Annotated in this window: 12 protein-coding genes; 8 read left to right on the top strand and 4 right to left on the bottom strand. The window is 56.6% G+C overall.

Annotated elements, in window-relative coordinates:
* Nucleotides 1-341: 341 nt before the first annotated feature.
* Together rpsT and HMPREF2651_RS03360 are read right to left on the bottom strand one after the other, a co-directional pair.
* On the bottom strand, nt 342-608 hold the full coding sequence (gene rpsT / locus HMPREF2651_RS03365) for a 30S ribosomal protein S20 (protein ID WP_038628143.1): 267 nt from the start codon (nt 606-608) through the stop codon (nt 342-344).
* 256 nt (nt 609-864) lie between these two features.
* A complete protein-coding gene (locus HMPREF2651_RS03360; RefSeq protein ID WP_038628145.1) occupies nt 865-1,479 on the bottom strand; it encodes a type II toxin-antitoxin system PemK/MazF family toxin in 615 nt (204 codons plus the stop codon).
* Nucleotides 1,480-1,641: 162 nt separating this feature from the next.
* Here HMPREF2651_RS03360 and lepA point away from each other — a divergent pair, with 162 nt between their 5' ends.
* The 7 genes from lepA to HMPREF2651_RS03330 all read left to right on the top strand — a co-directional run bounded on the left by lepA (nt 1,642) and on the right by HMPREF2651_RS03330 (nt 10,128).
* Nucleotides 1,642-3,489 (top strand): translation elongation factor 4, encoded by a 1,848-nt coding sequence (lepA, locus tag HMPREF2651_RS03355; protein ID WP_141746476.1) that lies wholly within the window; start codon nt 1,642-1,644, stop codon nt 3,487-3,489.
* A 94-nt stretch (nt 3,490-3,583) separates the two neighbouring features.
* The gene (locus HMPREF2651_RS10880; RefSeq protein WP_141746475.1) at nt 3,584-4,417 is read left to right on the top strand and encodes a hypothetical protein; all 834 of its coding nucleotides are present in this window, start codon (nt 3,584-3,586) and stop codon (nt 4,415-4,417) included.
* 288 nt (nt 4,418-4,705) lie between these two features.
* Nucleotides 4,706-5,722, top strand: coding sequence for an ankyrin repeat domain-containing protein (locus tag HMPREF2651_RS03350; protein ID WP_049182068.1), 1,017 nt, complete (start codon nt 4,706-4,708; stop codon nt 5,720-5,722).
* A gap of 91 nt (nt 5,723-5,813) precedes the next feature.
* A complete protein-coding gene (locus tag HMPREF2651_RS03345; protein ID WP_005511540.1) occupies nt 5,814-7,397 on the top strand; it encodes a cation:proton antiporter family protein in 1,584 nt (527 codons plus the stop codon).
* Nucleotides 7,398-7,525: 128 nt separating this feature from the next.
* On the top strand, nt 7,526-8,461 hold the full coding sequence (locus HMPREF2651_RS03340; protein WP_224786603.1) for a hypothetical protein: 936 nt from the start codon (nt 7,526-7,528) through the stop codon (nt 8,459-8,461).
* A gap of 49 nt (nt 8,462-8,510) precedes the next feature.
* Nucleotides 8,511-9,083: a histidine phosphatase family protein gene (locus HMPREF2651_RS03335; protein WP_005511515.1), complete on the top strand. Its 573-nt coding sequence runs from the start codon at nt 8,511-8,513 to the stop codon at nt 9,081-9,083.
* 79 nt (nt 9,084-9,162) lie between these two features.
* A complete protein-coding gene (locus HMPREF2651_RS03330) occupies nt 9,163-10,128 on the top strand; it encodes an ADP-ribosylglycohydrolase family protein (RefSeq protein WP_016422328.1) in 966 nt (321 codons plus the stop codon).
* A 161-nt stretch (nt 10,129-10,289) separates the two neighbouring features.
* Here HMPREF2651_RS03330 and HMPREF2651_RS03325 read toward each other — a convergent pair whose 3' ends face one another.
* Nucleotides 10,290-11,375, bottom strand: a complete 1,086-nt coding sequence (locus tag HMPREF2651_RS03325) for a lipoate--protein ligase family protein (RefSeq protein WP_038628161.1) — start codon at nt 11,373-11,375, stop codon at nt 10,290-10,292.
* Between the two features lie 45 nt (nt 11,376-11,420).
* Here HMPREF2651_RS03325 and HMPREF2651_RS03320 point away from each other — a divergent pair, with 45 nt between their 5' ends.
* Nucleotides 11,421-12,038: a cation efflux transmembrane domain-containing protein gene (locus HMPREF2651_RS03320; RefSeq protein ID WP_049180864.1), complete on the top strand. Its 618-nt coding sequence runs from the start codon at nt 11,421-11,423 to the stop codon at nt 12,036-12,038.
* Between the two features lie 59 nt (nt 12,039-12,097).
* Here HMPREF2651_RS03320 and nagB read toward each other — a convergent pair whose 3' ends face one another.
* Nucleotides 12,098-12,883, bottom strand: coding sequence for a glucosamine-6-phosphate deaminase (gene nagB, locus HMPREF2651_RS03315; RefSeq protein WP_049180863.1), 786 nt, complete (start codon nt 12,881-12,883; stop codon nt 12,098-12,100).
* Nucleotides 12,884-12,953 lie beyond the last annotated feature (70 nt).

Here is a 12,953-nt window from a genome sequence, read left to right as displayed (position 1 = left end):
CAGTGTGGGAGGCGGGGTCCACGGCCAGCCCAACGGGCTGCAAATGTGAAACTGTGTAAGTTTATAGCACTTTCAAGCCATTTTTCAGGCCAATTTTGACATAAACGCAGTCAGTAACTCGCATCGGCCCGCCGTCGCCAAACATAAACGCAGTCAGTAACTCGCATTGGGATTAAATAAGAAAAACCGCCTCCCGCCACATTCCGAATTGAAAATCGGAAAATAGCAGAAAGCGGTTAACTTTCACGGTGCAAGCGCGGCGTAAAAGCAGTGCTCACACGACGCAAGCGCAGCGCTGAAACAGCCGCTGCAACAGCACAGCTCACAGCGCCAAAAGGGAATTAGCCCTCCAGCTTGTTGAAAGCCTTAGCCATACCGGACTTCTTGTTAGCCGCAGTGTTGCGGTGGAAGACGCCCTTGGTGACAGCCTTGTCCAGCTTGCGGGATGCAACGCGCAGCTGAGCCTCAGCAGCAGCCTTGTCGCCAGCCTCAACAGCAGCCTTGAACTTGCGGATCTCAGTGCGGACTGCAGAGCGGATTGCCTGGTTACGCAGGCGAGCCTTCTCATTGGTCTTGTTGCGCTTGATCTGGGACTTGATATTTGCCATCGTGAATACCTCTTGTATCCGTAGTAGTTGGAATTGTTACCGCCCGCCACCAAGAAAAGTCCTGATCACAGTGCATATCATGCTGTACAATCATCGCCGGTCAAACTAATCAACCAGCGAGATCACACCGCGCACTGCGCTTGTACGACGATGAAAACGCGAACCCAAGGTCCTGCCCGCGCTCGCCGTAAAGGAACACAACGGTAAACAACTTGCAGAATCTTAGCAAACAGCGCTGCCTAATACCAGCCACTGCCTAATTCCAGCCGTAGTCCCCGCGCAGTCGGGCGGCGATGAGCTCGAAGCGCCTGCGGGGCATCATCGCACCTGCGCGGCGAATGCCTGATTCCGGGATGAGCAAGATGCGGTCCATGCGAACCCAGGATGGCTTGGGGTCTTCATTCCAGAACCCGCTGCCGATAAACTGCCACTCCGGTTGCTCGCTGTGCTCGGTGCGAGTGGAAATCAGCATGCCCAGAAGGTACTGGTCATGGCGGCCAACCACGACAACTGCGCGCTCCCGCAAGGCGGCGTCTTCGCCTTCGAGTTGCAATGGAATCCACACCACTTCGCCGGGGTCGGCTTGGCCATCCATGTCGGGGCTGTACACGATCGTGCGGGCCAGTTCCGCGGTTGGACGCGCGATGGTCACCGGGTCTCGCAGGCGAAGTAGGGCCTCCTTGGACTCGTCGGAAAGCGAGGTGTCCTGAGCGAGCCCAAGTTGCGTGTTGAGCTTAAACAGCGCCTCATCGAGTGTGTCGGGGCCGCGGAACCACTCGGTACCGGCGAAAAGACGCGCGCTGATGCGATTACGCAGGCGGCGTGGCCAGCTTTCGCGTTCATTTTGATCGGTGGACGAAGTGGAGCTCATGAAATCTAAGTCTAGAGGTTTAGTGCGGAGGGAATCGATAGGTAAGATTGTGCGTGATTGTATTTAAGCCCGGCTGGTCGGTTTTCGAGGCCGGCGCATATGGGTCGGTTCATGCCGCGCCCCAATGCCCATAACGTCTTTATTTTTCGGAGTAGACCCAACGTGACCAAGAATTTTGCGGAGCAGACTTTTACGGACCCCTCACGGATTCGAAATTTCTGCATTATTGCGCACATTGACCACGGTAAGTCCACCCTGGCGGACCGAATTCTGCAGCTCTCGGGTGTTGTGGAGGCGCGCGACATGCGCGATCAGTACCTCGACAATATGGATATTGAGCGCGAACGAGGCATCACGATTAAGGCTCAGAACGTGCGCCTGCCGTGGGTTCCGAGCACAGGTAAGCACGCGGGGGAAGAGATTGTCCTGCATCTGATTGATACGCCTGGTCACGTTGACTTCACCTACGAGGTCTCGCGTGCGCTAGAGGCGTGTGAGGGCGCGATTCTGCTTGTCGACGCCGCGCAGGGCATTGAAGCGCAGACGCTGGCCAATCTGTACTTGGCCATGGAAAATGACCTGGAGATCATCCCAGTTCTGAACAAGATTGACCTGCCGGCCGCGGATCCGGATAAGTACGCGGAGGAAATCGCGCACATCATCGGCTGTGAGCCGGAGGATGTCATGCGTGTTTCGGGTAAGACTGGTGAGGGCGTTGAGGAGATGCTCGACCGAGTCTGTGAGCTCGTCCCGGCACCGGTCGGCGACCCGGAGGCACCTGCCCGTGCGCTGATTTTTGACTCGGTCTACGACACCTACCGCGGTGTGGTCACCTACATCCGTGTTGTTGATGGTCAGCTCAAGCCGCGTGAAGTCATTCAGATGATGTCCACTGGCACTAAGCACGAGCTGCTGGAAATTGGCATTGTTTCGCCGCAACCGAAGAAGTGTAAGGGGCTTGGCGTCGGCGAGGTCGGTTATCTCATCACCGGTGTGAAGGATGTCCGTCAGTCCAAGGTCGGTGACACCGTCACGCTGAACGCCACACCGGCTGAGGAGCCGCTGGAAGGCTACGAAGAGCCCAAGCCAATGGTCTACTCCGGGCTGTTCCCAATTTCTCAGGCCGACTATCCTGACCTGCGCGATGCGTTGGAAAAGCTCCAGCTTAACGACGCTTCGTTGACATTCGAACCGGAGACCTCGGTGGCTCTCGGGTTTGGTTTCCGCGGTGGTTTCCTGGGGCTGCTGCACATGGAGATCACCCGCGCCCGACTGGAGCGCGAGTTTGACCTGGATCTGATTTCGACGGCCCCGAACGTTGTCTACCGCGTTGTCACTGAGGACGGCACCGAGGTCACCGTTCACAATCCGAGTGACTGGCCGGAGGGCAAGCTCCGCGAGATTTACGAGCCGATGGTCAAGTGCACCATCGTTGTGCCGAGTGAATTCGTTGGTCCCACCATGGAGCTGTGCCAGCAGAAGCGCGGCGAGATGGGCGGTATGGACTACCTGTCGGAAGACCGCGTGGAGCTGCGTTACAAGATGCCGCTGGGCGAGATTATCTTTGATTTCTTCGACATGCTGAAGTCCCGTACCAGGGGTTATGCCTCGCTGAACTACGAAGATGCCGGTGAGCAGCTTGCGGATCTGGTCAAGGTTGACATCCTGCTGCAGGGAGAGGCCGTCGATGCTTTCTCCGCTATCGTCCACCGCGACAACGCCCAGTGGTACGGCAACAAGATGACCAAGAAGCTGCGCGAGCTGATTCCTCGCCAGCAGTTCGAGGTCCCGGTTCAGGCTGCAATCGGTTCGAAGATTATCGCCCGTGAAAACATTCGTGCACTGCGCAAGGACGTCCTTGCCAAGTGCTACGGCGGTGACATTTCCCGTAAGCGCAAGCTGCTGGAGAAGCAGAAGGCCGGTAAGAAGCGTATGAAGAATATCGGTTCGGTCTCAGTGCCGCAGGAAGCATTCGTGGCTGCGCTGTCTACCGACGAGGGCGGTAAGTAGAGGGGCGTATTACGCTCGATACCGGGAGAATGTGATAATTAACTGCCTCGGCTGTCTAGCGCTTTAGGCTAAATAGTGAAGTGAGTTTTCTGGTATGTTCTATCAGCCAAGAGTCGTCTCAGATTTAGACGAAAAAACAGTGCCGTTTAGAAGGGTGATGAAAAACCCGGCAGGTGTTTTGCGGGATTGGTGTACATTTGTAGCAATCTCTGAAGTTCGACCATATTGGCTTGCGATGAATGCGCGATTGGAATTGTCGGAAGATGATCGTAATTCGCTCCAAACCTTCATTGACGCGTGTTCGGAATTAGCTCAACTTGATGTATTGTGGAGTCCTAATTCCGTTCTATGGCAATTCACTGCTGAAAAGTCGTATTCTACATCTATAAAAGTAGTAACAGAAAATGATCTTCGCAATATAGCGGTAGCTTTTCGTAGAGTGTATTCAGATTCGGAACCTGGTCCTACCTGTTTCGCGAGTGCACGTAATATTATCCAACGAAACCTATCAGCACAGTTGCCAAACGATCTCCAGTTGCTATTAAGGGAAAATTTTTCAGCCCCAATTGAGAATCATATTGGTAGGTTACTGAATAAGAATATTGAGACTCTGACCTTTCAGCGCATATATGGAAACCCTCATGAGTTAGCCGATAGTATGGGCTATATGGAGATGCTGCCTAATGAATTAATCTCACTATTTTTCTATGGCGGGTTAATTCATTCAGGTAAGAAAAGAGCTAAATGGGAAAAGCTTAGAGCTAATCCCAAGGATTTCCATATAGCCAAGTATTTCTTTATTGGCGTAGTCCGAAGTTTGGCGATTGCCTATTTTTCATATGCTGAACTGATTTTAATCCTATGTCGTGGCAATAAACTCAATCGTCCAGTTGAGCGAGATATGCATGTGAGTGATTATGTTTTTTAAGTTCGTTCTCTAATTTTGCATGTACCTGTAACAGCAGTTTGTAAGAGGATTTGTCGGGAAATCATACCGCCGACCATTTGAAGGAGTGCGGTTATGAATCCTTCGAGAAGAAAGCTCTACGCGCCAAACTCTCTGACTTCCGCTAGTCTGCGTTCATAACCTCACGGTGTTGTTACTCCGTGGGGCCGGCCCCGCTAGCCAATTACGCGTCAACCGATCGCTCCACCACTCCATTGCCCGACAGTCCATTTGTCTACGCCCCATTTAGCGCGCAGAAAGGGAAACAGCATGCCACGGAAGCGGAAGAAACTGGTCGAGGACTTCGAAGAGCTGCTCGAAGCCGGTGACATGGATGCGCTGAAGGCCGTCTATGACGCTTGCGCACTCAACGCAGTTTTCGGATACAGCAAGGACACTGCACTGGCGCTCCGTGGTACCCCTCTAGAGCTCATGCGCTGGCTAATCGACCAGGGGCTCGACGTCAACACCGAGAACCGCTTCGGTCGGACCGCCCTGGCAGAGCATGCAAGCCGGGGCGATATCGACAAGATGAAGATTCTGCTTGACTGCGGTGCAGACATCGAAGCTGGCACCCATCCGCCGCTTTTCATGGCAGCGAAGAGCCATCAGCCCAAGGCGATTGCGTTGCTGTTGGAAAATGGCGCTGACCTTCACCGCGAGAACCGCCTCGGTCACGGCCGGACAGCGTTCAAAGAGGCCGTCGCTACCGCCGATATCGATTCCCTCAGTCGAGTCCTAGCGAGTATCGAGGTGCTCCTGGACGCGGGTTCGGAAATCGACGACGAAGCTCGCGAAGAGTTCACTAAGTTCGGTCGCCGCTACAACCGCCTGTCAGACAAGCAGCGCGACAAGTACCAGCCAGTCATGGATCGACTATATGAGCGCATCGGTGCTGACCGCCCGCAGGAAATCACGCCTCACGACGGCCACAGCGACATTATTGTCCCCGCAGACAAGTCGATCAACGGCCAGTTCCGATACCTCTGGAACTACCTGGTGCCGGGTGGTGGCCCAGCCGCGACTGTGCAGGGCGAAGTTATCCGCATCGTGGGCCGGCTCGGGTACGAAGCGCTGGAGATGGGCTACGTCAACTGGGACGAAGACTATGCCAAGATGATCGACTTCTGGCTGGAGACGGTTGGGGCCGCCGAGGATGCCATGGCCGTCGTAAAGCAGCGCAAAGCTGGTGAGGCGGACATTGATGCGCTGACGGAGGCGACAATCGAGTGGGTTACAGAGCACCCGCAGCCGATTGCGTTGGGCGAGGTCCCGTACCGGCGCTAACTCCCAAGAAGCTAACCCCGGTTTGGTGTTAAAAATCTGTTAATGGTTAGCCACTGCATCAATCGGTAGTGTCAGCCGATATCTTTGATGGGTGGAATCCGTATACCTAACAGCAATACTGTTTTCGATTATCGGCGGACTCGGTGCGTCGTTGCTTCGGCTGCCGCCGCTGATTGGTTTCCTTGGGGCCGGTTTTGCCGTTCATGCAATGGGGCTTGAGGAAATCCCGTTCATTGATTCGCTGGCCGAGCTTGGTGTTACCACCTTGCTGTTCACAATCGGTCTGAAGCTAAATCCGAAGGATATCGTGGCGCCACGAGTGGTCTTTTCGGGGCTTGGCCACGCGTTTTTAAACACGGTAGTTTTTGCCGTGCTGTTCGGTGTCGCCAGTTTCTTGCCGCTGCGTGAGCTCACGGGACTGTCGGTGACCGCGCTAATTTACATCGGCATCGCGACTTCATTTTCGTCGACGGTGTTTGTGATGAGCCACTTGGAGGAGCAGAACCGCGGTGCTTCGGCCATCGGACGTATCGCGATTGGTGTACTCATTCTGCAGGACATCATTGCGGTCGGCGTGCTGGTGGCATCGTCGGGTAAGACCCCGGAGCTGTGGGCGCTGGCGCTGCCACTATTGTTCTTCATTCGCCCGCTGGCGGCGCGGCTTCCCAACCGCATGTTCCGCACTGAGCTGCTGGTTCTCACCGGTATTGGTATTGCAGTGGCTTCTTACTCGGCTTTCGAACTGGCAGGGCTCTCTGGCTCGCTGGGGTCCCTGGTCGCCGGTATTCTGCTGTCTTCGCACCCAATTTCTGACCGTCTGTCGGAAGCACTGATTAGTATTCGTGAGCTACTGCTGGTCGCGTTCTTTATCGAGATTGGTCTCGGTGGTCTGCCAAGCGCGGGCGGCTACGTCATCGCTGCGATTATGGTGCTGTTCCTGGTGTTCAAGGCCACTATCTTCATCTGGATTCTCAAGCGCATGGGACTGTCGCTGCGCACGAGTGCGCTGGCGGGGCTGACGTTGAGTAACTACTCGGAGTTCGGCCTAATTGTGATGGCGGCGGCGACGCAACAGGACATTCTGCCGGAAGAATGGACCTCGATTATGGCAGTCGCCGTGGCGGGTAGCTTCATTGCCAGCTCGCTGATGGCCCCGCACGAAGACAAGATTGTCAGCTTCCTGCAGAAGTTCGTCCCAGAAACCCCAGAGGACCGCCTGGTGCCAGAAGAGGCAAAGGTCATTATTGATAACGCCGATGCTCTCATCATGGGTATGGGGCGAGTCGGCGTTGGTGTCTACGGCAGGTTGGTCAACGAGTACGGCATGAACGTCTTCGGTGTTGATTTCGACGAGGATCGCATCGAAGAGCTGCGCGAGCAGGGCTACCAGGTCATCCCAGGCGATGTGACAGACCCAGAGCTCTGGCACCACATCGAGTTGGAGAAGAAACCAGCGCTGTACGTGTTGGCGCTGTCTGAGCACGCTGAGACCTACGCGATGATTCAGAACATCCGTAAGCAGGACACCGAAGCCGTGGTTGCTACCACCACTAAGGTGCAGAGGTTTAAGGATCAGCTTCTCAACGTTGGTGCCGACATGGCCGTCTACCTCTACGACGGTGCTGGCGAGGAGCTCGCCGACCGTGCAGTGGAGACGCTTAAGCAGCGGTCTTAGTCGCATCCGTTAAATACGGCAAACAACAAGCCAGCCGATTCGTTCGGCGATAAGCTGATTTCATGTCAGTCACCCAAAACCAGATGCCCGCGAGTCCTATTCGATCCAGTCGCAGTGCGATGTTTCGGATGACCGCGGGCCTTGCTGTTGTCATGCTCGGAACTCTCGTCGGCTGCTCATCTTCAGATTCCGAAGATGCCGCCGCATCACAAAGCAACAATGATCAGAGTGAGGTACAGTCGCAATCGACGTCGGCAAGCGAGGGCGATAATCCGAAGATGCCGTCGCCGACGAAGGGGACAAGCGTCGACAGCATCGGATTTGATGAAAGCGCCTACCAGAAAATTGACGTTCAGCGGTTTAGCCAGAACGGAATCAAGGCGTTCTACGTCACGCTAGACGGGAAAAAGAGCGAGTGTTTCTACTCAGACGGCGCGGTGACGTGCATCGGTAAGGCTGATTCGTCGATTCCCGACGTGGAGGTTCCGCCGTTCCCACCACAGTCGCCGGGCGCAATCATGCTGAATACTTCAGGTGCCGCGTACACGCTCGTCGAAGGGGTACCGCCGGCTCAGGAAGAGCTTGACGACGGCCAATGGACGAGCTTCGGCACCGCTGCGTGTGCGAAGACGGATGCGAACAAGCTGGTGTGCCAGTCGGATAACGCGGCCTTTACCATCGAAGGCAAGGACAAGAATATTCGCACCTCCGGCAAGGTTTTCGATTCCGCCGAGGAACTCATGGCCCAGGGGAGTGAGCCGGCGAGGGGCTACAGTCAGGGCACGGATGCACTTGTTCAGGGGCCGATGATGTGCGGTGCCATGGAGGGCCATCGTCTGGCGGAAGTGGTCAAGGGTGAGATGACCTGCGCTGAGGCCATGGATGTGTTGGATCGGTACGACGCAATCAAGGACACTGAGGGCGGTGGCAACACCCTGACCGCTCAAGTAGGGGACTGGACCTGTAGCTCTCCGACGGCGGCGAGGTCTGAGGAGTTGGGAGCGGTAACGGTGTGTGAGGACCCGGAGCATGGCTTGGAAGTCCGTGACCCCGTGATGGGCTAGCAGGGTTACCGCGGCTAACAGCATTTTCAAATAAGCCTAAGCTGGAACTATGACTGATTTATATCTCGTGCGGCACGGTGAAACTGAGTGGTCGCGCACTGGGCAGCACACATCGGTAACTGATCTTCCGCTGACTGACAACGGTCGGGAAGAAGCCAAGGCCCTCAACGGCTGGCTGGATCCGAAGGACTTTGGGCTAGTGCTGGCATCACCCCGTCAGCGCGCCCAGGAGACCGCTCGATTGGCGGGGTTCCACGACTTCGAGGTCGAAGAGGATCTCGCGGAATGGTTCTATGGCGACTACGAGGGGATTACCTCGAAGGAAGTGCAAAAGACCGTTCCCGATTGGCAGATTTGGACTCACGGTGTGCCCAATGGCGAAACCGCGGAGGAAGTCCGTGAGCGAGTTGAGCGAGTGGTGAAAAGGGTGCGTGAATCGGGCGAAGACAAGGCGATTCTGTTCGCCCACGGTCACTCGCTGCGTGCGCTCACCACAGCCTGGTTGGAACTGCCCATTGCACTTGGCCAGTCCTTCCCATTGAATACCGCATCCCTGTCCGTGCTCGGTCGCTACCATGACCGACCTGCGGTTCTGCGCTGGAACCTCTCGCGGGGATTGTAGCGGCGTTGTACAGGTGTCTCGGTGAATTCGCCGATGCCATTCAAGCCGCCAACGCCGTCAAGCTCTGTAAGAGGTGCCTGTGAATCACAATTCCGATGCTTTCGCCCGCGTAGTCGACCGTGCCCGCGGCGTGCTCTATGGCCAGGTCATCGGCGATAACCTCGGCGCGCTAGTGGAGTTTTGTAGTGCCGAGGAGATTGCACAGCGCTACCCACACGGTGTCTGTGAACTTGCCGATGGCGGCACCCACAACATCGCCGCCGGCCAGCCCACTGATGACTCCGAAATGGCGCTGGCGCTGGCACGCTCACTGGTGCGCTGCGAAGGCTACGATGCCGCCGATGTCCGCGAGTCCTATGTGCGCTGGGCAAACTCCGACGCTTTCGACATCGGAGAGGCCACCACGGCAGCGTTGCTCCGGCGCGCGCCGAACCCGAACTCCCAGGCTAACGGCGCGCTCATGCGTATCTCACCGCTGGCTATCGTGTACTGGCGCAACCCCGCACGTGCTGGCGAACTCGCCCGCAAGGACGCCGCCATCACGCACCCGCACCCAGTGTGCATAGAGGCCAATTCACGTTACGCATCCGCGCTTGCCGACGTCATCAGCGGCGGCCTCCACCAGCCGCGCCGCGGCATTGGCGTGAGTGCGCTGATGGAGTGGCTGGCTTCCCAGCGCGCGCAGTGGGAAACCGAGTGGCAGGCCAGCGGTGCCGTGGTGGATAGCGGGGAGCCGGATTTCTCGGTGCATCAGGGATGGCTGCGCTTTGCGCTGTGGGCACTGCATGAAGAACTGCGCCGGGTAGAAGACAAAACCACGACCTTTGAGGACTCTCTGGTCCGAGTCATTGGCCGTGGCGGCGACACCGACACTAACGCGGCCATTGTTGGTGCTTTTCTCGGTGGCGTCTTTGGGGCCTCCGGCATTCCGCAGCGGTGGCGGGATGTCATTGATTCCTGCTCGCCGAAGCGAAACCGGCCCGCGCAGTATCACCCAAACGATGTTGCGGAGTTGGCGGAGAAACTGGTGGGCATGGAGAGCTAATATTCGGCGACGCACTCACTAATGAGTGGACGTATCGTCAGATTTCTTTCCACTTGACGCCGTTTCTTCTCGTCGTCCACGCCGAGTCTCCTTGGTTTACTTTTTATCCAGTTAACTCTCTTTCCCGAAGATTTTCTTCATTTAGATAGTTGGCGTGGGCATTAGGGGACTCGGTGAGTCCAGCCCTCCGTGCCGTATTTGGTGTCAATAAGATGCTGCGCCGCAGCGAAGTCCTCATCGGAAAGCGATGCCTCGGCGGCACCGTAGCGGTTGATGAATGTCTGCTTCATCGTGTCAATGACTTCCGCGCGGCTGGCACCGGTCTGGCGACGGAGCGGATCGACGCGCTTCTTCGCGCTGCGCAGGCCCTTATCGGCAATCTTGGCCTTGCCAATGCGCAGGACTTCCATCATTTTGTCAGCGTCGATGTCATAACTCATGGTGACGTGGTGAAGCACTGTTGAGCCACGGCGCTTCTGTGCGGCACCACCAATCTTGCCGCCATCGGAGGTGATGTCATTGATGGGGACATACCACGCATTGACCCCGAGCTGCGCAAGTGCAGCGATGACCCAGCGGTCGAGGAATTCATAGGATTCGACGTAGCTAAGACCAGCGACCAGCTTCTCTGGTACATAGATCGAGTAGGTGACGCAGTTGCCGCCCTCCATGAACATCGCGCCACCGCCGGAGAGACGACGCACCACTTGCACATCGTGCTTCTCTACACCCTCGGGCTCGAGTTCGTTGACATAAGACTGATATGAACCGATCACAGTGGCACGATCATCCCAATCCCAGAAACGCAGAGTCGGTCCGCGCTGCCCGGAATTGACTTGATCAAGAAGGACCTCGTCGAGCGCAACATTCATCACCGTCGGCAGGACACCCGGCTGCAAAACCTCCCACTCCAAATCAGTGAAGTCGACGGCCTGTGTCAGTGCACGTCGAACGACTTGCGCAATGATGTGGGTATCAAAACCGTGCAGTCGCACCTCGCGGCCAGACTGATCCTCAAAATCCTTCAGCGCCGCATCGAGGCGAGCCTGTAGGCGTTCCGTATTGTCCCCGGCAGGCGCACCGAGGAGAGCGTCATTAATAATGTCGTAGGCTTCATCGGGTTCGAGGAAAAAATCGCCCGAAATGCTTATCGACGAAATCGTGTCACCTGTGGTCTCGCAGTCGGCAACAACCAATTTGCCGCCGGGAACCTTCATTTCTGAGTGAAATTTCTGTGCGGGGGTCATGGGTTTCGATGGTACTCGTGCCGGGCGTTACGATGCCCCCCCCCCGTGTTTACCTCATCGACTTTGGATCACCGTGCCCGCAAAATTGTTGCGTGGGTAGCAGGCCTGAATCTTCTCGGATTCTTCATTGAATTAATTGTTGCCTCAATTATTGGCTCCGCAGCGCTGTTCGCCGACGCTGCAGACTTTCTTGAAGATTTCCTCATGAACCTGCTGGTTCTCACCGCATTGGGTTGGTCGCTGGCGAGCCGTCGTAAAGCAAGCTTCGGCCTTGCCGGGCTAATCCTGATTCCGGCGATTGCGGCGTTCGGCACTGCCATCTGGAAGATGATCAGCGGTGAGCCGCCAGAGCCGCTAACGCTGTCGGTGACTGCGATTATTGCGATGGTCATCAACCTGGTCTGCGCGATTTTGCTGATGAACCTGCGCAAAGCCGACAGTGCGCTCATGCGCGGCGCGTGGTTGGCGGCGCGTAACGACGTCCTGGCGAACCTGCTCATTCTCGCCGCTGGAGTGGTCACCATTTTCTGGTTCAGCGCATGGCCGGACATCGTCGTAGGACTTGTCATCGGCGTCATTAATCTCACGGCCGCAAAGGAGGTCTACGAGCAGGCGCGTGCCGAAGACCCCGAGCTGGAGATGGATGACGATGACGACGACTAGTGCAGACTAGTCGTGTGTGGCGGGGTGCGGTAGGGCAATAGTAGGGGGGCAGCTGGGGCCTACTTCCACATATCCTTCTGCCACTGCGGCTTATGAGCGTAGGTGAACTCGTAGTATTCCTTGTTCTTCAGCTCACTGGCTGCAGCCTGATCAATCACAACCGTGGCCCGTGGGTGCAGCTGCAATACGGACGCGGGCATAGAAGCGCTCAGCGGGCCCTCGATGGAGGCGGCAATGGCATGCGCCTTTGCAAAACCTGTGGCCAGCAGCAGGAGGTGCCCCGCACGTGAAATGGTGCCAAGACCCTGGGTGACCACGTGGTACGGCACGTCTTCGGTGGAGTCGAAGAAGCGGGCGTTATCCAGCACGGTCTGCGGGTGCAGCGTCTTAATGCGAGTCAGGGAACCGAAAGAGCTGGCGGGCTCGTTAAAACCGACATGCCCATTTGTGCCGATGCCCAGTAACTGAATGTCAATGCCGCCGGCCTCGATAATCTTGCGTTCGTAGTCCTCGCAGGCAGCGCCAATGTCGTCTGCGAGACCATCGGGAATATGGACCCGCGCCGGGTCGACATCCACGTGATCGGAAAACTCGTTGTGAATCACGTGGTAGTAGCTCTGCTCATGCTCGATGGGCAGGCCCACGTATTCGTCGAGTGCGAAGAAGCTGCAGTCCTTGAAAGTGACTTCACCAGCCCGATGGCGACGAATCAGCTCCCGATACGTCGCAAGCGGGGTCGATCCTGTTGCTACACCGAGGTTTACACCCTTGTTGGCGTAGTGCGCGAGGTAATCCGAAGCGATGCTCGCGACTTCAGCCTCAGAATCGACGATGATGATTTCCATGGTGGAACACTCCAGAAAACGAGGGCTAGTGGCAGAAATTGCAAAAGGTGCGAGACAGAGTACCAGTGAC

Source organism: Corynebacterium sp. HMSC063A05 (assembly GCF_001809695.1).
GTDB classification, from domain to species: domain Bacteria; phylum Actinomycetota; class Actinomycetes; order Mycobacteriales; family Mycobacteriaceae; genus Corynebacterium; species Corynebacterium amycolatum.
The sequence above is the reverse complement of the archived record's forward strand: the minus strand, read 5'-3'. Positions and strand labels throughout refer to the sequence as shown.

Bases quoted from the DNA above. Each gene is read 5' to 3' on its own strand.
- HMPREF2651_RS10880 (WP_141746475.1), top strand. From the start codon at position 3,584: ATGTTCTATCAGCCAAGAGTCGTCTCAGATTTAGACGAAAAAACAGTG.
- HMPREF2651_RS03335 (WP_005511515.1), top strand. From the start codon at position 8,511: ATGACTGATTTATATCTCGTGCGGCACGGTGAAACTGAGTGGTCGCGC.
- rpsT (WP_038628143.1), bottom strand. From the start codon at position 608: ATGGCAAATATCAAGTCCCAGATCAAGCGCAACAAGACCAATGAGAAG.
- nagB (WP_049180863.1), bottom strand. From the start codon at position 12,883: ATGGAAATCATCATCGTCGATTCTGAGGCTGAAGTCGCGAGCATCGCT.
- HMPREF2651_RS03340 (WP_224786603.1), top strand. From the start codon at position 7,526: ATGACCGCGGGCCTTGCTGTTGTCATGCTCGGAACTCTCGTCGGCTGC.
- HMPREF2651_RS03360 (WP_038628145.1), bottom strand. From the start codon at position 1,479: ATGAGCTCCACTTCGTCCACCGATCAAAATGAACGCGAAAGCTGGCCA.
- HMPREF2651_RS03325 (WP_038628161.1), bottom strand. From the start codon at position 11,375: ATGACCCCCGCACAGAAATTTCACTCAGAAATGAAGGTTCCCGGCGGC.
- HMPREF2651_RS03350 (WP_049182068.1), top strand. From the start codon at position 4,706: ATGCCACGGAAGCGGAAGAAACTGGTCGAGGACTTCGAAGAGCTGCTC.